Genomic DNA, 20,051 nt, shown 5'->3' with positions numbered 1-20,051 from the left:
CGCTCGAGCCGCTGAGCGCCCTGGAGCCCGGCCGCACCCGCGCGGCCGGGCCGGGCTCAGGCGTAGCGACGCACCATTCGCGCGCAGAAGTCGGCGTGCTCCACCGCATCGCGCGGTGTCAAGCGAGCCCTCCGAGCGGCTCGGCGCTCGCGCCGGATCCGCTGCGGACAGGAGCGAGAGCCTCCTCCTCTTCGTCGGCGACGCCGCTCGCCGCCCGCTCGCACAGGGTGACCAGCTCCTCGGCCCGCGCGTCCGCGGTGTGCTCCGCGAGCGCGCGCTCCCGGGCCCGCTGCCCCATCCGCTCGAGCGCGACGCGCGGCAGCGCGACGGCGTGCATCGCCTCGTCCGCGTTGCGCGCGACGAGGATCTCCTCGCCGGGCGTGAAGAACGCGTCGAGGCCCTCGAACCCGTCGGAGAGGACCGGGACCCCGCAGGCCGACGCCTCGAACAGGCGCGGGGACGGGCAGTAGCCCATCGCCGCCATCTCGGCGCGCGTCACGTTCACCGTCAGCGGCGAGGAGCAGAAGAAGGCGGGATGAAGCGACGGCTCGAGGTGGCGCACGTAGCGGATGTTCTCGCGCCACGGGAACGAGGCGTCGTACATCGAGCCGGCGAGCACGAAGGTGCGGTTCGGCATGCGCGCTGCGGGCTCGAGGAACAGCGCCTCGAGCGACCGCTGGCGGCTCGGGGCGAAGGTGCCGAGGTAGGAGAGATCGCCCCGGAACGCGGCGGCGGCGGGCGCGGGGCGGTACACCGCCGGGTCCACGCTGCCGTAGAGCGGCGCGGCGTTCCGCGCCCCCAGCCGGTCGGTGAGCAGGCGGAGCGCCTTGCCCCCCGTGAACGACAGCACGAGATCGAAGCCCGCGAGGCCGCCTGGACCGACCCACTCGACGGGCTCCCCCGCCGCGAGGCGCGCGAGCGTGACGCCGGTGTCGAGATCGTAGAACGCCTTCACGCGCGCGGAAGAGTCGAGCACTCGCTCCGTCACGAGCGCCGCGTCCGGGCAGTAGGACGTCACCATCGCGACGTCCGCGCCGGCGAGCGCCGCCTCGATGCGCACCCGCTCCTCCGCGAGCCGCCCGTACAGGTGGAGCGCACCGCCCGGGAGCACGTCGAGATCGCGGTGGGTCGCGTACCAGGGCTGATCCTTCTCGAAGAACTCGAGCCTGTGCCCCTTCCGGCCGAGCGCGGCGGCCAGACCGCGCCACAGCGTCGCGTGGCCGTTACCCCAGGTGGAGCTGACGGTCAGCCCGAAGACGACGATCCTCATTCCACGCCTCCGCGGGCCCGGAGCGCCGACGGACCCTGTCGACCAAGGTAGGGCGTGCCCTGGGGGCGGGGCGACCCCCGCGAATCGAGGCCGAGCCCGGCGCGTGCGAGGGGGCGGCCGTCACCCGCCGCGCGCCCAGCGCGTGAGCAGGAACTCCTCCTCCTGCGGCCCGAGATCGTGTCGAGCGGAGGCCTCTCCCACGAGCTTCGCCCGGTCGAGCGTCGGATCCTGGCGGACCCGCTCGTCGAGCCAGCGCAGCGCCCGCCGCAGCGACTCACCGTGAGGCAGGATCCCACCCGTACCACCGCTCGCCTCGGCCATCGCGCACCTCCCACCCTTCCTTAACGGTGCGGCCCGGGCCCGCCCATGCCCGCCCGCCGGGGACCCGGAGGGCCCGGGGCCCCGGCGAGGCGTGAGCGCGCGATCACCGCTCCGGCGGCAGGTGGCCCTTCTGCGCAGACGACTCGGGCTGCGAGTAGCCCTCCTCCTCGCGGCGGTCGGTGCTGGCCTGGCGACGCGCGCCCTGCTCCTCGCCCGCCTTGCGACCGGCAGCCTCTCGCTCCTTCTTCTGCCGCTCCTTCTCTTCTCGTCGCATCACTTGCCTCCTTCGTCCTGGGTCCCCAACGCTGCGCAGCCCTCGCCGGGCCGGCCCGCCTGCCCGCGCGCGCGCCGGGCTTCCGCGGAGGCCCCGGACGCCGTAACGGTGTCGCATGCGAACGCGCGCGATTCCCCGCACCGGCGAGCCGCTGCCGTGCATCGGCCTCGGGACCTGGCGCACGTTCGACGTCGGAGAGGCGCCGTCCGAGCGGGCGCCGCTCGCGGAGGTGCTGCGTGTGCTGCGGGAGGGCGGCGGGCGCCTCATCGACTCCTCGCCGATGTACGGCCGCGCCGAGGCCGTGGTCGGCGAGCTGGTCCGCGCGCAGCCAGAGCCCCGCCCGTTCCTCGCCACCAAGGTGTGGACGACCGGCCGCGAGGCGGGCCTCGCGCAGCTCGAGGAGTCGGAGCGGCGCATGGCGGCGCCGGGGCGGCTCGACCTCGTGCAGGTGCACAACCTGCTCGACCTCGACGTGCAGCTCGCGACGCTCCGCGAGTGGAAGGCGTCCGGCCGGATCCGCTACGTCGGCGCGACGCACCACGCGTCCTCCGGGCTCGACCGGCTCGCCGCGCTCGCCGAGGACGGCGCCGTCGACTTCGTGCAGGTCCCCTACTCGGTCGCCGTGCGCGACGCCGAGGCGCGGCTGCTCGGGGCGGCGCGCGACGGAGGCGTCGCCGTGCTCGTCATGCGGCCGCTCGAGTCGGGAGACCTCGCCGCCCGCCTGCGAGCGGAGCCCCTGCCTGCCTTCGCCGCGGAGCTCGGGTGCTCCACCTGGCCGCAGCTCCTCCTCAAGTGGATCCTCGGACACCCGGCCGTCACGTGCGTGATCCCGGCCACCGCGGATCCGCGCCACGCCGCCGACAACGTGCGCGCCGGCGAGGGGCCTCTGCCGGACGAGGACCTGCGGCGGAGGATCCTCGCCGTCGTACGCGCGGTGTAGCCGCGCCTCAGGACGCGATCGCGATCGCGGCGGCCGCCCCGAGCGCCAGCGTCACGAGGCCGAGCCAGCGCGCGGCGAACCAGAACGCCGCCCGCGCGACCTCCCGTCCATCGTCCACCGTCGCACGCATGCTCGCCTCCCGAGGCGAATCTGCGGCGCAGGAGGGCGCTGCGGGAGTGGCGCACCAGGCGACGACCGAGGCGGGGCCACCCGCCGGATGGATCGGACCCGCGAGCGAACCGGGTCCGGACGAACCTCCATGCCGAGGATTGCGTCGCTCACGGCGTGTCGCGAGCGCAGGCGCAGCCGGATGCTGCGCCGGAGCGAGCCGGGGGTCCGGGGGGACGCGCCTGCTGCGTCCCCCCGGTACGACCGCCGGGGCAGCCCCCGCTAGCTGTGCTCCCGCGCCAGCGACGGCGCCGCGATCGGCGCCGCCTCGGGCGCGGGCCTCGGCGCCGCGCCGTGCTCCACCCCGGCGCCGGCCGCATACCCGAGCAGGCCCATCTCCGGGATGTCGAGGCCGAGCGCCTCGTCCTCCGCGGACGTGCGGTTCCCGACGAGCTTGCCGATGACGACGAAGGCGAGCGCCGCGACGGGAACGACCCACAGGATGTTGGCAGCGATGCCGACGAGCGAGGCGACGAGCTGGCCCGCGTCGCCGTACAGGAGGCCGGTCACGCCGTACGAAACGCCGTTCAGGCCCTGTCCGTACGTCCCGTTCGCGAAGAGCCCGACCGAGAGGATCCCCCACGCGCCGTTCACGCCGTGAACCGCGATGGCGCCGACCGGGTCGTCCACCCGGAGCTTCGTCTCGACGAACATCGCCGCCACGACCACGAGCACCCCGGAGACGAGGCCGATGAGCATCGCCGCCCAGGAGGAGACGAAGGCGCACGGCGCCGTGATCGCGACGAGGCCGGCGAGCATGCCGTTCGCGAGCCAGGTCGGGTCCGGCTTGCCGAAGCGGGTCTTCACGTAGAGGTAGGCGCCGAAGGCGCCCGTGGCGGAGGCGAGCATCGTGTTCGTCGCCACGATCGCGAGGCGCGTGTCGGTGCCGGCGAGGGTGGAGCCGGCGTTGAAGCCGAACCAGCCGAACGCCAGGATGAACGTGCCGACCATGACCTGCGGGATGTTGTGGGCCGGGATGGGGTTCACCCGTCCGTCCGGCCCGTACTTGCCGGCGCGCGGCCCGATGATCTTCGCGAGCGTGAGGGCCATGACGCCGCCGGTCATGTGCACCACCGAGGAACCGGCGAAGTCCACGTGGCCGTGGCCGAGGCCAAGGTTCGTGCCGAGCTGCGACAGCCACCCGCCGCCCCAGACCCAGTTCGCGTAGAGCGGGTAGATGACGGTCGAGATGACGAAGCTGAAGATCACGAACGAGCTGAACTTCCAGCGCTCGGCGAGCGCGCCGGTCGGGATGGTGCAGGTGGTGTCCATGAACACCATCTGGAAGAAGAACATGGTCGCCACCGCGGGCGTGAACATCCGCAGCGGCAGCATGAAGCCGCTCGTGCCGGCGAGGTTCCAGACGTGGCCGAACAGGCTCACCGACAGCGGCGCCGCCGAGAGGGACGCGTCGCCGCCGAACGTCGCCATCGGGCCGACCGAGCCCATCTGCAGGCCGAAGCCGACGAAGTAGAACCCGATGATCCCGATGGCGTAGACGAAGAAGTTCATGCCCATCGTGTGCGCGACGTTCTTCGCGCGCGTGAGGCCCGTCTCGACGAGCGCGAAGCCGGCCTGCATGAACATCACCAGGAAGCCGGCGATCATCGTCCACATGATGTTCACCGCCGCCTGCGTGTCTGCGAGCGTCTTCGCGACGTCCGCGAGATTCGGATCCATTTCGTTCCCCTTGCGAGAGTGAGTTCGCCGAGAGGTTCTGCAGCCGACATGCCGACCGCTCCGGGGCCCACCGCGGTCCTCCTCGAGCCCATCGCGCGTGCAGCTGCTCCCCGGGGCTGCCCGGAGAGGCGGCAGATCCCGGCGCGCCGAGCTCTGCCGGCGCGGCGCGCCGCCCGAGCCGCAGGCGGCGTGGTGCACGGCGCGCGAGCACGATCGCGGGTCTCGCGCAGGCGCGGTGCTCGGCGGTGGGCCGCGTCGGCTCTGCGCGAGGCCCCGCGAGCGAAGCGGGCGCGCCGGGCGCCCCTTCGAGCTACAGCAGCCGCAGGAGGTCCCGCCGGATCGCGCCGCGCGCGGCGTCGTCGGGGGCGGCCGGGAGCGCGCGCTCGAGCGCCTCGGCGGCCTTCCGGCGGAAGCCGGTCTCCTCGTAGAGGGCGGCGAGGGTGCGCAGCGCGGCGAGGTGCCCTGGGCGCAGCTCGACCGCTCGCTCGAGCTCCGTCATCGCGCGGAAGTGCTCGCCGCGCGCGCGGAAGGCGCGGCCGAGGAGGTGATGCGCCTCGGCGGAGAAGGGGGCCTCGCGCACGGCCTCGTGGAGGACGGCGATCGCCTCCGCGGCGTGGCCTGCGCTGAGGAGCTCGCGCCCGCGCGCGAGCTGCGGCGACGCGGGGGCCGCGACCGCGGGCGCGCGCGCCGCGCCGGCGTCGAGGGCCGCCTCGACGCGCCGGAGCAGGTCGTCGATCCGGAACGGCTTCTCGACGTAGTCCTCCGCCCCGTACGCCTCCCGGGCGTCCTCCGCGAAGCGCCAGCCGCGGTACACCGCGGTCATCATCACCACGGGGATGTTCCGGGTGTGCGTGCCCGCCTTGAGCCTCCGGCACGCCTCGAAGCCGTGCACCCGCGGCAGCATCGCGTCGAGCAGGACGAGATCCGGCAGGAGCCGCTCGGCCTTGTCGAGCGCCTCCGCGCCGTCCGCGGCGGTCTCGACGGCGTAGCCCTTGGCGGTCAGGGTCCGCTCCACCAGCTGCCGGATCTCCGGCTCGTCGTCCACGACCAGCACGAGCCGCCGCGCGTCGGCGCGCGCCGGCCGCGGAGGCGCCACGTCGAGCTCCACCTCGACGGAGACGTCAGCCGCGAGCGGGTCGGCGCTGCCGGGCGGGAGATCGTCCACGAGCTCCGCCTCGACCAGATCTCCGCCCGGCACGACCGCCGCCAGGAACGGACCGCCCGGCCCGGCGTCCGCGCCGCACCACAGCGGCTCGCCCTTCTCCCGGCAGTCGTACCCCTCCTGGATGGCGCGCGTGAGCGCGGCGCGGACGGCCACGTACGGTGACACCTCGCGACCGGTGACGAACCGGACCTCGGAGAGGACCCGCTCGTCCGCCGGTTGCGCCATGGCGAGGTGCAGGCGCCCGCCCTCGAGCGAGAGGGGCAGGATGAGGTCGCCCTCCGCGACGCTGCGCGGCACGACGTCGAGCACGGGCAGCGCGATCGCCGTGCGCGACAGGTCGACGCCGGGGACCCCGTGCTTCTCGGAGAGGACGGAGGCGAGCGCACCCTCGGGAACCCCGGTGGCGAGCAGCCGAGAGCAGATCGGCTCGCGCCGCGCGCGCCCCTCGCGCTGCGCCTCGATGAGTCGATCGCGCGTGGCGAGCCCACGCGCGATCAGGATGTCCCCCGTCCTCGACAAGTCCCCTCCCGTCGAACGGCGAGGACGATCTTACGCCGAGTCCGTGGCGGCGCCGTCCCACGAATGCGGCGTCACCTCCGCGAGGGGCGGACAGGGTAGGCGACGCGATTACCCGACGGTGTCCGCGTAGGTCATCACGAGGTACATGACCGACTCGCCGTCGGACCGGCTCCGGTAGACGTGGGGCACGTCGGCCTCGAAGACGATCGCGTCCCCGGCGACGAGGCTCTCCTTGCGTCCGCCGACCTCGATCTCCACCTCGCCTCGCGCCACGACGAGGTTCTCGGTCGTGCCGGGGTTGTGCGCATCCGCGCGCTCGACGCCGCCGGGGGAGAGGCGCAGCTCGTAGAACTCGACGCGCCGGGGCTCGTCGAACGGGAAGAGCGCCCGCGAGCTGAACGAGCCGTCGTGGCTGCGCAGGAGCTTCGCCTGCTCCCCGCGGAGCACGTGCGGGCCGGCGCTGCCGCGGGCCGTGATGAGGGCCGAGAACGGTACGCTGAGCGCCGACGAGATCTTCCAGAGGACGTTGATGGTCGGCGCGCTCTGGCCGAGCTCGATCTGGCCGAGCATCGCGCGAGAGACGCCCGAGAGGTGCGACAGCCGCTCGAGCGACAGCCCGCGCTGGTTCCGGAGCCTGCGCAGGTTCGCGCCCACCACCGGCGTGAGGTCCCGCTGCACGGCGTGCTCCGCCGACTCGTCGGGCTCGGGCACCGGGCGCGCCTCGGGCGCAGGGCTGGCCGGCCGCTTGCCACGCTTCGGGCTCTCTCGCGCACTCTTCATGTGGGGTCCCTTTTCCGTTACAACGGACGCCTTGTCAACGCACGCCTCGCGCGCTCGGTGCGCCCGCCCCCCCGGTGGCCCCGACGGGCCGTGGCGGCTCACCTTCGTCACCAACCCCGACGACTGCAATCTCGCCTGCGCGATGTGCGAGTGCGGGGCGGCGCGGGCGGCGGGCCGGGCGCGTGCGCCCCGGCGCATGGACCCGGAGCTGGCGCGACGCGTCCTCGAGGAGCGCCGCGGCTCGCCGCTCGCGGAGGTCATCCCCTCGACGCTGGGGGAGCCGCTCCTGTGGGAGGGGCTCGACGCGCTCCTGGAGCTCTGCGCGGCGAACGGCCTCGCGCTGAACCTCACGACGAACGGCACCTTTCCCGGGCGCGGCGCGGCGGCCTGGGCGGCGCGGCTCGTGCCCGTCGCCTCGGACGTGAAGCTCTCCTGGAACGGCGCCACCGCGGCCACGGCCGCGGCGGTGATGGGCGGGCTGCGCTTCGAGGCGGCGGTGGAGAACGTCCGGATGCTGGTCGCCGCGCGAGACGCGTCCGCGCGGGAGGGCGGCCGCCGCTGCCGGGTCTCCTTCCAGGTCACCGCCCAGGAGGCGAACGTCGGCGAGCTCGCCGGGATCGTCCGGCTCGCCGCCTCGCTTGGGGTGGACCGGGTGAAGCTGAACCACCTCCAGCCGCGGCTGCCCGGCCTCGAGGCCGGCTCCCTCCGCCGCTCGCCCGAGGCGATCGGGCGGTGGAACGCCGCCGTGCGCGCTGCCCGCGACGCCGCCGAGGCGACGCGCCTGCCGAGCGGCGCGCGCGTCCTCCTCCAGAACGCGGTCGAGCTCGCCCCCGATCCGGCTGCGCCCGCGCCGCGGGGGCCCTGCCCGTTCATCGGACGCGAGGCCTGGGTCCACCCGGACGGAACGTTCGCCCCCTGCCCGCACCCCGCCGCCGCACGGGGCGGCCTCGGCGCGCTCGGCTCCGTGGCGGAGGCGCCGCTCGGCGCGATCTGGGCCGGCGAGCGGTTCCGCGCGCTCGTCGCCGCGTACGAGGATCACCCGCTGTGCCGCGCCTGCGCGCTGCGGCGGCCGGGCGGCGCCTAGGGGGCTGCCAGCGCCGGCTCCTCGACTCGGTCCCCGTGACTGGGTGGCTGGGAGACGACGACGAAGTCGGCGTGCGTCGAGGAGCGGTTGCGGACCTGATGCGGCACGCCGGGAGGTACTTCGACCCCCTGCTGCGGCTCGAGCCGCACGACGTCACCCGCGATCTCGATCTCCAGCGTCCCCTCGAGCAGAAAGAAGAACTGTCGAGCCGAAGCGTGCCTGTGCCGGACCTCGCTGCTCCCGGGCGGCATCCGCTCCTGGATGATGCTCAACGTCGGGGCGACGACGAGGTGCCAGCCGTCGCATCCTGCTCCCCACGTGTAGTGTGGCGCGTTGTTCCTATCGATCGTCGTCATTGCCTCATCTCGCGTGCCTGGGCGATCGTCGTCGCCGTCGAAGTCGCGTCAGCCTGCCCCACGGACTCTCCCCCCGCCCGAGGGCGGGGGGAGAGGAAGGTTCGACGCCGAGGGGCTCATCGCCGAGATCCGTTCGGTCCTGGCGAGCCGCAAGCTCGCGGAGCTCGGGGCCGCGCGCAGACGGTGAGCTAGCTCGCGTCCGCCGACGCGAGCACCTCCTCGACGACCGCCTCGACGTCGGCGTCCGAGGTCCGGTGGTTCACGAAGCACGCCCGCAGCGCGAAGGCGCCCTCGAGGGAGGCGTTGGACAGGTACACGCGCCCCCGGCGGTTCACCGCGGCGAGCACCGCGGCGTTCCGCCGGTCCGCGTCCTCGCCACGCACGCGGAAGCAGACCGCCGAGAGCTCGACCGGGGCGAGCAGCTCCAGCCGCGGCTCCCGCCGGACGAGCTCCGCGAGGCGCTGCGCGTGCGCGAGATCGCGCGCGATCGCCGCGCGGAACGCCGCGGCGCCGTGGAACTGCAACGCCGTCCACAGGCGGAGCGCGCGGAAGCGCCGCGAGAGCTCCATCGACTCGTCGAAGAACGCGAACCCCTCGACGGGATCCTCCGTCGAGGTCTGCACGTACGCGCCCGAGTGCGAGAACGCCCGGCGCGCCGCCGCCCGATCCCGGTAGAGCAGGCACCCGCAGTCCACCGACTGGTACAGCCACTTGTGCGCGTCGAGCGAGAGGGAGTCGGCGAGCGCCAGCCCTTCGAGCTTCTCCGGCCGCGCGAGCGCCGCGAGCGCGCCGTACGCCCCGTCCACGTGCAGCCACGCCCCGTGCCGCCTCGCGACGCCGGCGATCTCGGCGAGCGGGTCGATCGCGCCGGTGGCGACCGTCCCCGCCGTGGCGACCACCGCGACGGGGACGCGTCCCGCCTCGACGTCGCGGGCGATCTCGCGCTCGAGCGCGTCGGGGCGCATCCGGAACGCCGCGTCCACCGGGACGAGCCGGAGGTTCTCGCGCCCGAGCCCGAGCAGCGCGACGGCCTTGCCGACCGACATGTGCACCTCGCGCGAGGCGTACACGACCCCGCCCGCGGCGCCCCGCTCGTTCGCAGGGGCGCGGGCCTCGCGGGCCATCGCGAGCCCCATCATGTTCGCGGAGGAGCCGCCGCCCGTGAGGCTCCCCGCGAACCCCGCGCAGCCGAGCGCGCCGGCGAGCCACGCGATGAGGCTCCGCTCGATCGTCACCCCGGCGGGAGCCGAGCGCCAGGCGGTGACGTTCTGGTTCAGCACGCTCGCGAGCAGGTCCGCGGCGGCCCCCGCCGGCTCGCCGGAGCCGAGCACGTAGCCGAGGAACCTGCCGTTCTGCGCGCGCGAGCCGGCGGCGATCTCGCGGAGGCCGTCCACCACGGCCAGACCGACCCCTTCCTCCGGGATCGGCCGTGCGAGGCGCGCCTCGAGCTCGGCGCCCGAGGCGCGAGGCGTGATGGGCCGCTCGTCCAGCGTCGCGAGGTGCTCCTCGGCGAGGCGTTCCACGGACGCGTAGAGCTGGCGCAGCGCCTCGATCGAGAGGTCCAGGGACATGGCCCGTCATCTAGCCCGCGGCGCCCGGGAACACCAGGGGGGCGGGGCACCCGAGCGCGCGCGCGACCGCGGAGCGGTTCTCCCTTACCCTGGACCGAGTGCCGACGGAGCCGCTCCCCACCGCCCTCCTGCTCGCCGCCGTCGGGATCCTCCTGGCGGCGAGCGTGCTCGCCTCGCGTGCCTCGGGCAGGCTCGGCCTCCCCGTCGCGCTCCTGTTCCTGCTCGTCGGCATGCTCGCCGGCTCGGAGGGGCTCGGGCAGATCGCGTTCGAGGACTACGCGCTCACGTTCCGGATCGGCACGGTCGCGCTCACCCTCATCCTCTTCGACGGCGGCCTCAACACCGACCTCGCGAGCCTGCGCCGCGTCCTCGCCCCCGCCACGGCGCTCGCCACGGTGGGCGTCGCCGGGACGGCCGCGGTGATGGCGCTCGGCGCCCGCGCGCTCGGGCTCGGCCCGACCGAGGCTCTCCTCGTGGGGGCGATCGTCTCCTCCACGGACGCGGCGGCGGTGTTCTCGGTCCTCCGCGGGGCCGGGGTCAGCATCCGGCAGCGGCTCGCGCACCTGCTCGAGGTCGAGTCGGGCGTGAACGATCCCATGGCGGTGATCCTGACGCTCGCGGTGACGGGCGCGCTCGTCGCCGGCGAGCGGCCCGGCGCGGGGATCGCGCTCGACGTCGTCCTGCAGCTCGCCATCGGGCTCGCCGGCGGGGTCGCCGTCGGGTACGCCGGCCGCTGGCTGCTCGCGCGGGCGCGGCTCTCGGCGACCGGGCTCTACCCGGTGCTCACCATCGCGCTCGCGTGCTTCGCGTTCGGCGCGCCGACGCTGGTCCACGGGAGCGGCTTCGTCGCGGTGTACGCGGCGGCGGTGGTGCTCGGGAACGGCCCGCTGCCGTACGCGACCGGCCTCCGGCGCGTGCACGACGCGATCGCCTGGTTCAGCCAGGTGGCGATGTTCCTCCTCCTCGGCCTGCTCGCGTTCCCGTCGCGCCTCGCCAGCGTCGCCGGCCCGGGGCTCCTCCTCGGCCTGTTCCTCGCCTTCGTCGCGCGGCCGCTCGTGGTGATCCTGCTCCTCCTGCCGTTCCGGCTGCCGCTGCGCGAGATCGCGTTCATCTCCTGGGTCGGCCTGCGCGGCGCCGTCCCCATCATGCTCGCGACGTTCCCGGTGCTCGCCGGCCTCCCCGTCGCGCGGCACGTCTTCGACCTCGTGTTCTTCGTGGTCGTGGTGAGCGCGGTGGTGCAGGGCACCTCGATCGGCTGGGTCGCGCGCCGGCTCGGCCTCGAGGTCCAGGCCACGCCGACGCCGCGCGCCATGCTGGAGATCCACTCGACGCAGCGGCTCGCCGGCGAGGTGATCTCGTTCTACGTCGAGCGGGCCAGCGCCGTGGCGGGCTCGCGCATCTCGGAGCTCACGATCCCGGAGGGCTCGGCCGTGATGCTCGTCGCCCGGGGTCGCGAGCTCGTCGCCGCGCGCGGGCGGACCGTGCTCGAGCCCGGCGACCACGTCTACGTGTTCACGTCGCCTGAGGACAAGGCGTTCGTCCAGCTCCTGTTCGGCCGCCAGGAGGAGGACTGATCGGTCTTCACGAGGGCGCCGGGGCCGCTCGGCGTCGCTCGCCCGAGCGGGGAGCGCTAGGTCCTCGACGCGCGGATCTGATCCTCGAGCTCGTTCCGCGGCGCGTGCTGCCCGGGCACCGCCGGGAAGTGCTCGGCGAGGCGAGCGCCGCTGAGCGCGATCGCGTCCACGAAGCCCTTGCCCGGATCCCCTGCCCGCATCCCCTCGACGAGCGCCGCGACGGCCCGGTCCCAGTCGGCGCCCATCTTCTCGTGGATGCCGCGATCCCCGAGCACGACCGCCTCGCGCTCGAACAGCGAGGCGAACACGAGCACGCCCGTGCCCTCGGCGGTCCGGTGCAGCCCGTGCTCGTGGAACGCGCGCGTCGCGCGGGCGCGCACCGCCTCGTCCATGGAGCGCGCGCCGACGAGGAGGCGCTCGACGGGATCCCAGCTCGCGAGCAGGGCGCCGGCGATGCCCGCCGCGAGCTGGACGAGCGGGAGCTCCGCGAGCGTGAGCGGGAGGTGGAGGCCGACCACGGCCGCCGTCGCGAGGGCGGCGAGGAGCAGCGCGCCCCGGTAGCGGGCCTCCGGGTACGCATCGCTCTTCTCGACGACCACGGGGACGAGCTGGCCGCGCGAGAGCGCCTCCGCGCGCCGGACCGCCTCGGCGATGCGCGTGCGGACGTCCTCTCCGAAGTGCCGCTCGATGGTCACCGGTCCCTCCTACCAGCGCCCCGAGGCGCCGCCGCCCGAGAACCCGCCGCCGCCGCCCGACCAGCCGCCGCCACCGCCGCCGCCGAAGCCGCCTCCTCCGCCCCAGCCGCCGCCCATCCACGGGCCGCCTCCCCACCAGAGGTGGCGGCGCCGCCGCGGCCCGAAGCCGGAGAGGCTCCGGACGAGGAACACGACGATGAACAGGAGGATGAACGCGAGCGAGGAGAAGCGCGCCCTCGGCGCGGCGCGGCGCACCGGCTCCACGCCCGAGGGCAGCGCGCCGAGCGCGCCGAGGATCTGGACCCCGGCGTCGTACAGCCCCTCTCCGAAGCGCTTCTCGCGGAACGCGGGCACGATCGTGCCGCGGATGATCCGGGACGACTGCACGTCGGTGAGCCCACCCTCGAGCCCGCCGCCGACCTCGATGCGCACGGCGCGGTCCTCGACGGCGACCGTGACGAGCACGCCGTTGTCCTTCCCGCGGGTCCCGACCTTCCAGGCCTCCGCGACGCGCATCGAGTAGTCCTCGATGGCTTCCCCGTCGAGGGACCGGACGACGAGGTACTGGAGCTGCACCCCCGTCCCGCCCTCCACGCCGCGGGCGGCGCGCGCGAGCCCCTCGAGGCGGCGCACGTCGTCGCGCCCGAGGAGGCCGGCCTGGTCCACCACCGGCCCCGAGAGCGGCGGGATGGGCGCCTCGGCGCGCGCCGGGGCGGAGACGGAGGCGACCGCGACGAGCGCGGCGACGGCGAGGGCGCGCACGTGGCCCCGCTAGAACTTCACGGCGGGCGCCTTCTCGGCGCCCTGCGTCGTCGCGGTGAACTGCGCCTTCGGCTGCTTCTTGTACATGAGCGCGTTCGTCCAGCTCGTCGGCGGGACGGTGACGAGGTTGTTGAACTGCTGCACCTGCTCGATGTAGCGGCGCCGGGCGATCCCGATCCGGTTCTCGGTCCCCTCGAGCTGCGCCTGCAGGTCGCGGAAGTTCTCGTTCGCCTTCAGGTTCGGGTAGTTCTCGGCGACCGCGAGGAGCCGCCCGAGCGCGCTCTGCAGCGCCCCCTGGGCCTGCTCGAACCGCTTCATGTTCTCGGGCGTGAGCTCTTCGGCGCTGAGCTTCACCTGGGTGGCCTGCGCGCGCGCGTTCATGACCGCCTCGAGCGTCTCGCGCTCGTGCGTCGCGTACCCCTTCACGGTCTCGACGAGGTTCGGGATCAGGTCGGCGCGCCGCTGGTACTGGTTCTCCACCTCGGCCCACGCGGCCGTGACGGCGTTCTCGGCTTGGGGGATGGACTGGAAGCCGCAGCCCGCCGTGAGGGCGAGCGCGGCCGTGGCGGCGACGAGGCGAGGCGTCTTCATGACCGGAAGCTAGCGCGCCCCCGCCGCCACGCAAAGGAAGTTCGCAGGGCGGGCCGCCCGGAACGGGGCGTTCACCGGGGGTCGACCGCGATCACCTTCGGCGACGAGGGGCACCAGGAGCGCACCTCGAGGACGTAGTACGAGAGCGCCCGCTCGATGTCGCTCGGGCACACGTCGCACCCACCCACCGTCGCTCCCGCGAACGAGGCAGTGGCCGCGTCGGCGTGCCACGTCCACTGGGCGTCGCAGTCGGAGCCGGCCTGGAGGTCGAGCACCGGGATCCCCGAGACCGGCTCCCCGCGCAGGAGCGCCTCGGCGCTCGTGACGAACACCTCGTTCGTGATCCAGAGCTTCACGGTCTCGCCGCACTTCTCGAGCGTCACGAAGGCGCCCCCGCCGCGCGCGGCGCACGCGCCCCCGCCGTCCGCAGCACACTGGCCGTCACTGCAGGTCAGGCCCGCTCCGCACGCGTGACCGCAGGCGCCGCAGTTCCGCGGGTCGGAGCGGATGTCCATGCAGGTGCCGCCGCAGACCTCGAGCGGCATGGGGCACGGCCCCGCATCTGCGCAGGCGGCGGCGCCGGCGAGGAGTGCGACCGCGGGGAGGAGGCGACCCATGCGCGACGCAGGGTACGCGACCCTCTCACTGAAAGGCAATGTGGCGATCCGCGCTCGGGCTGCCGCGGTCGCGCGCCGGCCCGCGCTTCCCGCGGCGAGGTCCCTCGTCTAACCTTCACCGCGTGACGCTCCCCTCTGGCTGGTCGCGCATCTACCGGGTCGTGCGCCGCATCCCGCGAGGGCGCGTCGCGACCTACGGCGAGGTGGCGCTCGCGGCGGGCAAGCCGCACGGCGCCCGGCAGGTGGGGTACGCGCTCGCCGCGCTCCGCGGCGCGCGCCACGACGTGCCCTGGCAGCGCGTCCTCGGCGCGCGCCCGCGCGGCCACGCGGCCATCTCGATCCTCGACCCGATCGGCGCGGCGGTGCAGCGGGACCTGCTCGAGGCGGAGGGGATCCGCTTCGACGAGCGCGGCCGCGTCGAGCTCGCCCGCTACGGCTGGAAGCGGCGGGCGCGCGCCACGCCCGCGGCGGGCGGACGCCGGCGCGGGGTGCGCGCGCCTCGCCCGCGAGCCCGCCGCGAATCCTGATCGGCCGCTCTAGCCGCGGCGGACCGGCGCGATCTTCCAGATCTGCTCGGCGTAGTCCCGGATCGTCCGGTCGGAGGAGAACTTGCCGGTGCGCGCGACGTTCAGGATCGCCATCCGCGTCCAGCCCTCCGGGTCGCGGTACGCCCGCTCGACCTCCTCCTGGCACGCGCAGTACGCGGCGAAGTCGGCGAGCACGAGGTAGGGATCGCCGCCGTTGAGGAGCGAGTCCACCACGGGACGGAACAGGGCCGGCTCGCCGGGGGAGAAGACGCCCGACGCGAGCGCGTCGAGGACCCCCTTCAGCCGCCGGTCGCCGCGGTAGACCTCCCACGGATCGTAGCCGCGCCCCCGGAGCGCCTGCACCTGCTCGACGGTGAGCCCGAAGAGGAAGAAGTTCTCCGCGCCGACCTCGTCGCGGATCTCCACGTTCGCCCCGTCGAGCGTGCCGATGGTGAGCGCGCCGTTCAGGGCGAACTTCATGTTCCCCGTGCCGGACGCCTCCTTGCCCGCGGTGGAGATCTGCTCGGAGACGTCCGCGGCCGGGAAGATCCGCTCGGCGAGCGACACCCGGTAGTTCTTGAGGAACCCGACGGTGATCCGCCCCTGCACGTCCACGTCGTGGTTCACCACGTCCGCGACCGAGCCCACGAGCTTGATGACCCACTTCGCGAGGGCGTAGCCCGGCGCGGCCTTCCCGCCGAACAGGTAGGCGCGGGGGTACGGCTGGTACGAGCGGTCCTCCTTGATGCGCAGGTACTCCGCGGCGACGCGGAGCACGTTGAGGAGCTGCCGCTTGTACTCGTGGATGCGCTTCACCTGGACGTCGAAGATCGAGTCGAGGTCGAGCGTGAGCCCGTTCTCCGCGCGGACGATCTCGGCGAGGCGCGCCTTGTTGTCGCGCTTGATGCGCCGGAACAGCCGGCGGAAGCCGGCGTCGTCGGCGAGGGGCTCGAGCGCGCGGAGCTTCTCGGCGTCGGTAATCCAGCCCGGGCCGATCGCGTCGGTGATCGCCGCCGAGAGGTCGGGGTTCGACTGGAGGAGCCAGCGGCGCGGGGTGACGCCGTTCGTCTTGTTGTTGAACCGCTCCGGCCAGAGCGCGTGGAAGTCCTTGAAGAGCTCGCGCTTCAGGAGCTCGGTGTGCAGCGCGGCCACGCCGTTCACCGACCGCGAGCCCACGACGGCGAGGTTCGCCATCCGGACCTGCTTCACCGGCTGCTCCTCGATGATGCTCATCCGCGCGAGCGCGCCCTCGTCGGCGCGGCTCGCGGCGCGGACGCCCTCGAGGAAGCGCCGGTTGATCTCGTAGACGATCTCGAGGTGGCGCGGCAGCACGCGCCCGAACAGGTCGACGGACCAGCGCTCGAGCGCCTCCGGCATGAGGGTGTGGTTCGTGTAGCCGAAGGTCGCGCGGCAGATCTCCCACGCCGCGTCCCACTCGAGCGCGCGCTCGTCCACGAGGACGCGCATGAGCTCGGCGATGGCGACGGCCGGGTGGGTGTCGTTGAGCTGGATCGCGACCTTGTCCGGGAAGCGCGAGAAGTCCTCGTGCGTCCGGAGGTAGCGGAGCACGATGTCGTGGATGGAGCAGCACACGAAGAAGTACTGCTGCTGGAGCCTGAGCTCCTTGCCCATCACCGTGAGATCGTTCGGGTAGAGGACCTTCGAGATGTTCTCGGAGAACCCCTTGTCCTCGACGGCGGCGAGGTAGTCGCCCGCGTTGAAGTCCGCGAGGTCGAGCTCCTGCGACGCGCGCGCCCGCCAGAGCCGCAGCGTGTTCACGGTGTCGTTGCGGTAGCCCGCCACCGGCACGTCGTACGGCATGCCGAGCACGTGGCGCGCGTCCGCCCACCGCACCCGCAGCCGGCCGCGCTCGTCCACGCCGTGCTCGGTCCGCCCGTAGAACGCCACCGGGACGACGCTCTCGGGGCGCGGGATCTCCCAGGCGTTCCCGAAGCGCAGCCACTCCTCGGGCCGCTCCACCTGGTAGCCGTTGCGGATCTCCTGGTCGAAGATCCCGAACTCGTAGCGGATGCCGTAGCCGGTGGCCGGGTACCCGAGCGTCGCGAGCGAGTCGAGGAAGCAGGCCGCGAGCCTGCCGAGGCCGCCGTTGCCGAGGCCGGCGTCGGGTTCCTGCGAGAGGAGGTCGGCGAGGTCGAGCCCGAGGTCCTTCAGGGCGCCGCGCATCGGGTCGTAGAGCCCGAGGTTGAGGAGGTTGTTCTCGAGCGCCCTGCCCATCAGGAACTCGAGCGAGAGGTAGTAGACCCGCTTCGCGTCCTCCCGGTAGTACGCCTGCTGCGTCTGGATCCAGCGGCGCATCATTCGATCGCGCACGGAGTAGGCGACCGCGAAGTAGCGGTCGAGCGCGGTGGCGCTGTGCTCGTCGGCGCCCTGCGAGTACTGCAGGTGGTCGGCGAAGGCTCGCTTCAGCGCCTCCACGTCCGTGGCGGTGCGCGCGTTCGGGACGTCCCGGGCGCGCTCGAGCGCCCGGGCCTCCGCGGGTGCGGTGCTGCCTCTCCTCGGCGGAACCATCCGTTCTCCTTGAAAATCCGTCACGGCGGCGCCGCGACTCCAGTGCGCCCCCGGGCGACGCGCGACCGCCCGGAGACGCCGCGCATGATACTCGGGCGGGTCCCCGGGCGCCGCGCGACCTCCGGCGCCCACGCGCGGGCGCCCTGCGTGCTTGCCCCCACCTGCCGGTCGAGCGGGTGCGCGCCGGCCGCGCCTACGCCTTTCGAGCCAGCGCCGAGGCGAGCTCGGCGTAGAGGTGGATCGCGCTCCGGATCGCCTTCTGGAAGTCGCCGAGGTGGAGGCTCTCGTTCTCGGAGTGAGCGTTCGAGGCGGGATCCTCGACGCCGATGAGGAGCGCCGCGACGCCGCCGAGCGCGTCGGCGAACGGCTGGACGAAGCCGATGGAGCCGCCGCACCCGATCGCCAGCGCCTGCCGGCCGAATCCCTTCTCGAGCGCGCGGAACGCCGCGTCGAAGGCGGGGTGACGCACGTCGGTGATCCAGGGCGCGCCCGCGGTCTCGACCTTCACGTGCACCTCGACGCCCCACGGTGCGGCGGCCTGGAGGTGCTGCACGAGCGCGTCGCGCGTCTCCACCGGATCCATGTCCGGCACGAGCCGGATCCCCACGCGCGCCCAGGCCACGTCGTTGATGATGTTGCGCGCGTCCTTGCGCGACGACGCCTGCAGCGCGTTGACGGCGAGCGCCGGCTCCCACCAGTTCACCTCGAGGGGGTGGTTCCCGCCGAGGAGCTGCACCCCGGGCCGCAGCCGGGCCTGCTTGCGGAACTCCTCGACCGTGACGGGGAGCTGCTCGATGGCGCGCCGCTGCTCGCGCGTCATCGGCCGGACCTTGTCGTAGATCCCGCGGATGGCGATGCGCCCGTCGCGATCGACGAGCCCCGCGAGCATCTTCGCGAGCGCCATGGCCGGGTCGGGCACCGGGCCCCCCCACATGCCGGAGTGCAGGCTCTGGTCGAGCGCGCGCACCTCCACGTCGGCGGTGACGAGGCCCCGGAGCGCGATCGTCACCGAGGGCAGCCCGACGTCCACGTTGCCCGTGTCGGTGAGCACCATCGCGTCCGCGTCGAGCTTCGAGCGGTAGCGGCCGATGAAGGCGGCGAGGTGCTCGGAGCCGATCTCCTCCTCGCCCTCGATCACGATCTTGACGTTGAGCGGCATCTTCCGCGCCCCGCGCACCCAGGCGTCCACCGCGGCCGCGTGCACGAGGATGCCGGCCTTGTCGTCCGCGGCGCCCCGGCCGAACAGCCGGCCGTCGCGCTCGGAGGGCTCGAACGGCGGCGACTTCCAGAGCTCCGTCTCGCCGGGCGGCTGCACGTCGTGGTGCGCGTAGAGGAGGAGCGTGGGCGCGGCGGGATCCTCGATCCGCTCGCCGAAGACGTAGGGGTGCGCCCCCTCCACCTTCAGCACCTCGACCTTCTCGAAGCCGCGGCGCCTCAGGAGCTCGGCGACCGCGTCGGCGCTGCGCGCGACCTCGACCTCCGGGAACCCCGCGAACGAGACGCTCGGGATGCGGACGAGCCGCTTCAGCTCGTCGAGGTAGATGGCAGCGTTCTTCTCGTAATGGGCGAGCGCCAGGTCGACCGGGCTCTCCGTCATGGAGATCTCCTCGTTGGGGATGCGGCGGCCTGCCAGCGGGCGGCCTGCCCGAGATATAAACCCGCGCATGCCCAAAGCCCTCCGTCCCCTTAGGGACGGCTCACTCGCCGTGGCGCTCGGCGTGACCCGCATCGCGCGCCTGACCGGGCTCGACCGCACCGGCGTGGAGGTGGCGAGCGCGGTGCGGCCCGGAGCGCACGTCCTCCAGGTCACGAACGGCAAGGGCGACACGTTCGAGCGCGCCGCCCAAGGCGCGCTCCTGGAGGCGGCGGAGCTGTGGGCCGCGGAGCGCGCCGAGGTGGAGGCCTGGGGCGCCGCGACCGACCTCGCCGCACATCACGGCGAGGCCGCCGTCGTGCGGCCGGAGGCGCTCGCGCCGGAGCGGACGGAGCCGGGGGCGTCGGAGCTCCGCCTCGCCTGGCGCATCGGCCAGGACCTGCTCGGCGGCGCGCCCGCGCTCGTCCCGGCCTGCGCCGTCCACTGCCCGCCCGCCGGCGGGCCGCTCCTCGGCGCCGCGGTGGTCCCCTGGACCTCGAACGGCATGGGGGCGCACGAGGACCGCGCCGCCGCGCTCCTCCACGCCCTCCTCGAGGCCGTCGAGCGCGATCTGCTCGCCCGGGCCTTGCCGGAGGGCTTCACGGAGGAGGCGGTCGCGGCGCGGCTCCTCGATCGCAGCTCGCTGGCGCGGGCAGCGCCCCGGGCCGCGGCGCTCGCCGGGCGGCTCGAGGCGCGGGGGTTCCAGGTCCATCTCCTCGACGCCTCCGCGGCCGCCGACGGGCCCACCCTGCCTTGCGCCGCCGCGCTGGTCGCGGACGTCGAGCACGGGGCGGTGCCGCTGGCGGCCGGCTACGCGTGCCGGCTCGAGCCGGACGAGGCGCTCCACGCCGCGCTGCTCGAGGCCGCGCAGTCGCGCGCCACCGAGATCCACGGCGCCCGCGAGGACGTGGCGCTCGGCGACCGCCGCGCGGCGAAGGGGCTCGCCGCGCTCCTCGGCGGGACCCGGGCGCGGCGCCACGCGGGGCGGATGCCCG

At 74.2% G+C, this 20,051-nt stretch carries 20 protein-coding genes; 5 read left to right on the top strand and 15 right to left on the bottom strand.

The window, feature by feature from the left end; all coding sequences use genetic code 11:
- Positions 1-118: 118 nt before the first annotated feature.
- The 3 genes from MNZ29_RS19220 to MNZ29_RS19210 form a co-directional block, all read right to left on the bottom strand.
- Positions 119-1,270: a glycosyltransferase gene (locus MNZ29_RS19220; RefSeq protein ID WP_242340456.1), complete on the bottom strand. Its 1,152-nt coding sequence runs from the start codon at positions 1,268-1,270 to the stop codon at positions 119-121.
- A gap of 120 nt (positions 1,271-1,390) precedes the next feature.
- Positions 1,391-1,591, bottom strand: a complete 201-nt coding sequence (locus MNZ29_RS19215; RefSeq protein ID WP_242340455.1) for a hypothetical protein — start codon at positions 1,589-1,591, stop codon at positions 1,391-1,393.
- A 103-nt stretch (positions 1,592-1,694) separates the two neighbouring features.
- The gene (locus MNZ29_RS19210) at positions 1,695-1,865 is read right to left on the bottom strand and encodes a hypothetical protein (protein WP_242340458.1); all 171 of its coding nucleotides are present in this window, start codon (positions 1,863-1,865) and stop codon (positions 1,695-1,697) included.
- Between the two features lie 115 nt (positions 1,866-1,980).
- Here MNZ29_RS19210 and MNZ29_RS19205 point away from each other — a divergent pair, with 115 nt between their 5' ends.
- Positions 1,981-2,805: an aldo/keto reductase gene (locus tag MNZ29_RS19205; protein ID WP_242356357.1), complete on the top strand. Its 825-nt coding sequence runs from the start codon at positions 1,981-1,983 to the stop codon at positions 2,803-2,805.
- A gap of 7 nt (positions 2,806-2,812) precedes the next feature.
- Here the strand turns inward: MNZ29_RS19205 and MNZ29_RS24650 are convergent, their stop codons facing one another.
- The 4 genes from MNZ29_RS24650 to MNZ29_RS19190 all read right to left on the bottom strand — a co-directional run bounded on the left by MNZ29_RS24650 (position 2,813) and on the right by MNZ29_RS19190 (position 7,117).
- Positions 2,813-2,935, bottom strand: coding sequence for a hypothetical protein (locus tag MNZ29_RS24650; RefSeq protein ID WP_255821535.1), 123 nt, complete (start codon positions 2,933-2,935; stop codon positions 2,813-2,815).
- 260 nt (positions 2,936-3,195) lie between these two features.
- Positions 3,196-4,653, bottom strand: coding sequence for an ammonium transporter (locus MNZ29_RS19200; RefSeq protein ID WP_242340454.1), 1,458 nt, complete (start codon positions 4,651-4,653; stop codon positions 3,196-3,198).
- Between the two features lie 310 nt (positions 4,654-4,963).
- Positions 4,964-6,337, bottom strand: coding sequence for a response regulator (locus tag MNZ29_RS19195; RefSeq protein WP_242340453.1), 1,374 nt, complete (start codon positions 6,335-6,337; stop codon positions 4,964-4,966).
- A gap of 108 nt (positions 6,338-6,445) precedes the next feature.
- Positions 6,446-7,117, bottom strand: coding sequence for a helix-turn-helix domain-containing protein (locus MNZ29_RS19190; protein WP_242340452.1), 672 nt, complete (start codon positions 7,115-7,117; stop codon positions 6,446-6,448).
- Between MNZ29_RS19190 and MNZ29_RS19185 the strand changes: the two genes are divergently transcribed.
- Positions 7,116-8,201, top strand: coding sequence for a radical SAM protein (locus tag MNZ29_RS19185; protein ID WP_242356355.1), 1,086 nt, complete (start codon positions 7,116-7,118; stop codon positions 8,199-8,201). The two genes, MNZ29_RS19190 and MNZ29_RS19185, sit on opposite strands and share 2 nt — an antisense overlap.
- On the opposite strand, the gene MNZ29_RS19180 is transcribed toward MNZ29_RS19185, so the two are convergent.
- Together MNZ29_RS19180 and MNZ29_RS19175 are read right to left on the bottom strand one after the other, a co-directional pair.
- On the bottom strand, positions 8,198-8,557 hold the full coding sequence (locus tag MNZ29_RS19180) for a cupin domain-containing protein (RefSeq protein WP_242356353.1): 360 nt from the start codon (positions 8,555-8,557) through the stop codon (positions 8,198-8,200). The genes MNZ29_RS19185 and MNZ29_RS19180 overlap by 4 nt on opposite strands.
- Positions 8,558-8,745: 188 nt before the next feature.
- A complete protein-coding gene (locus tag MNZ29_RS19175) occupies positions 8,746-10,128 on the bottom strand; it encodes an aminotransferase class V-fold PLP-dependent enzyme (protein WP_242356351.1) in 1,383 nt (460 codons plus the stop codon).
- A 98-nt stretch (positions 10,129-10,226) separates the two neighbouring features.
- Between MNZ29_RS19175 and MNZ29_RS19170 the strand changes: the two genes are divergently transcribed.
- A complete protein-coding gene (locus MNZ29_RS19170) occupies positions 10,227-11,702 on the top strand; it encodes a potassium/proton antiporter (protein WP_242356349.1) in 1,476 nt (491 codons plus the stop codon).
- 56 nt (positions 11,703-11,758) lie between these two features.
- Here MNZ29_RS19170 and MNZ29_RS19165 read toward each other — a convergent pair whose 3' ends face one another.
- The 4 genes from MNZ29_RS19165 to MNZ29_RS19150 all read right to left on the bottom strand — a co-directional run bounded on the left by MNZ29_RS19165 (position 11,759) and on the right by MNZ29_RS19150 (position 14,295).
- Entirely contained in the window at positions 11,759-12,397 is a 639-nt protein-coding gene (locus tag MNZ29_RS19165; protein WP_242340448.1) for a TPM domain-containing protein, read from the bottom strand.
- 9 nt (positions 12,398-12,406) lie between these two features.
- Positions 12,407-13,159: a YgcG family protein gene (locus tag MNZ29_RS19160; protein ID WP_242356347.1), complete on the bottom strand. Its 753-nt coding sequence runs from the start codon at positions 13,157-13,159 to the stop codon at positions 12,407-12,409.
- Positions 13,160-13,168: 9 nt separating this feature from the next.
- The gene (locus MNZ29_RS19155; protein ID WP_242340446.1) at positions 13,169-13,750 is read right to left on the bottom strand and encodes a LemA family protein; all 582 of its coding nucleotides are present in this window, start codon (positions 13,748-13,750) and stop codon (positions 13,169-13,171) included.
- Positions 13,751-13,821: 71 nt separating this feature from the next.
- Positions 13,822-14,295: a hypothetical protein gene (locus tag MNZ29_RS19150; protein ID WP_242356344.1), complete on the bottom strand. Its 474-nt coding sequence runs from the start codon at positions 14,293-14,295 to the stop codon at positions 13,822-13,824.
- A gap of 194 nt (positions 14,296-14,489) precedes the next feature.
- Between MNZ29_RS19150 and MNZ29_RS19145 the strand changes: the two genes are divergently transcribed.
- Positions 14,490-14,894 carry an MGMT family protein gene (locus MNZ29_RS19145; RefSeq protein ID WP_242356342.1) on the top strand — a complete coding sequence of 135 codons (405 nt, stop codon included), beginning with the start codon at positions 14,490-14,492 and terminating at the stop codon, positions 14,892-14,894.
- 9 nt (positions 14,895-14,903) lie between these two features.
- Here MNZ29_RS19145 and MNZ29_RS19140 read toward each other — a convergent pair whose 3' ends face one another.
- Together MNZ29_RS19140 and MNZ29_RS19135 are read right to left on the bottom strand one after the other, a co-directional pair.
- Positions 14,904-17,423, bottom strand: a complete 2,520-nt coding sequence (locus tag MNZ29_RS19140; RefSeq protein ID WP_242356340.1) for a glycogen/starch/alpha-glucan phosphorylase — start codon at positions 17,421-17,423, stop codon at positions 14,904-14,906.
- A 193-nt stretch (positions 17,424-17,616) separates the two neighbouring features.
- Positions 17,617-19,020, bottom strand: a complete 1,404-nt coding sequence (locus MNZ29_RS19135) for a M20/M25/M40 family metallo-hydrolase (protein WP_242356338.1) — start codon at positions 19,018-19,020, stop codon at positions 17,617-17,619.
- Between the two features lie 67 nt (positions 19,021-19,087).
- On the opposite strand from MNZ29_RS19135, the gene MNZ29_RS19130 reads away from it, so the two are divergent.
- Positions 19,088-20,051: YcaO-like family protein (locus MNZ29_RS19130; protein ID WP_242356336.1), on the top strand; the 964-nt coding region annotated here is incomplete at its 3' end.

Source organism: Anaeromyxobacter sp. SG64 (assembly GCF_022690745.1).
Lineage (GTDB): Bacteria > Myxococcota > Myxococcia > Myxococcales > Anaeromyxobacteraceae > Anaeromyxobacter > Anaeromyxobacter soli.
Note: the sequence above shows the minus strand (reverse complement) of the source record. Positions and strands in the feature narration are given on the sequence as shown.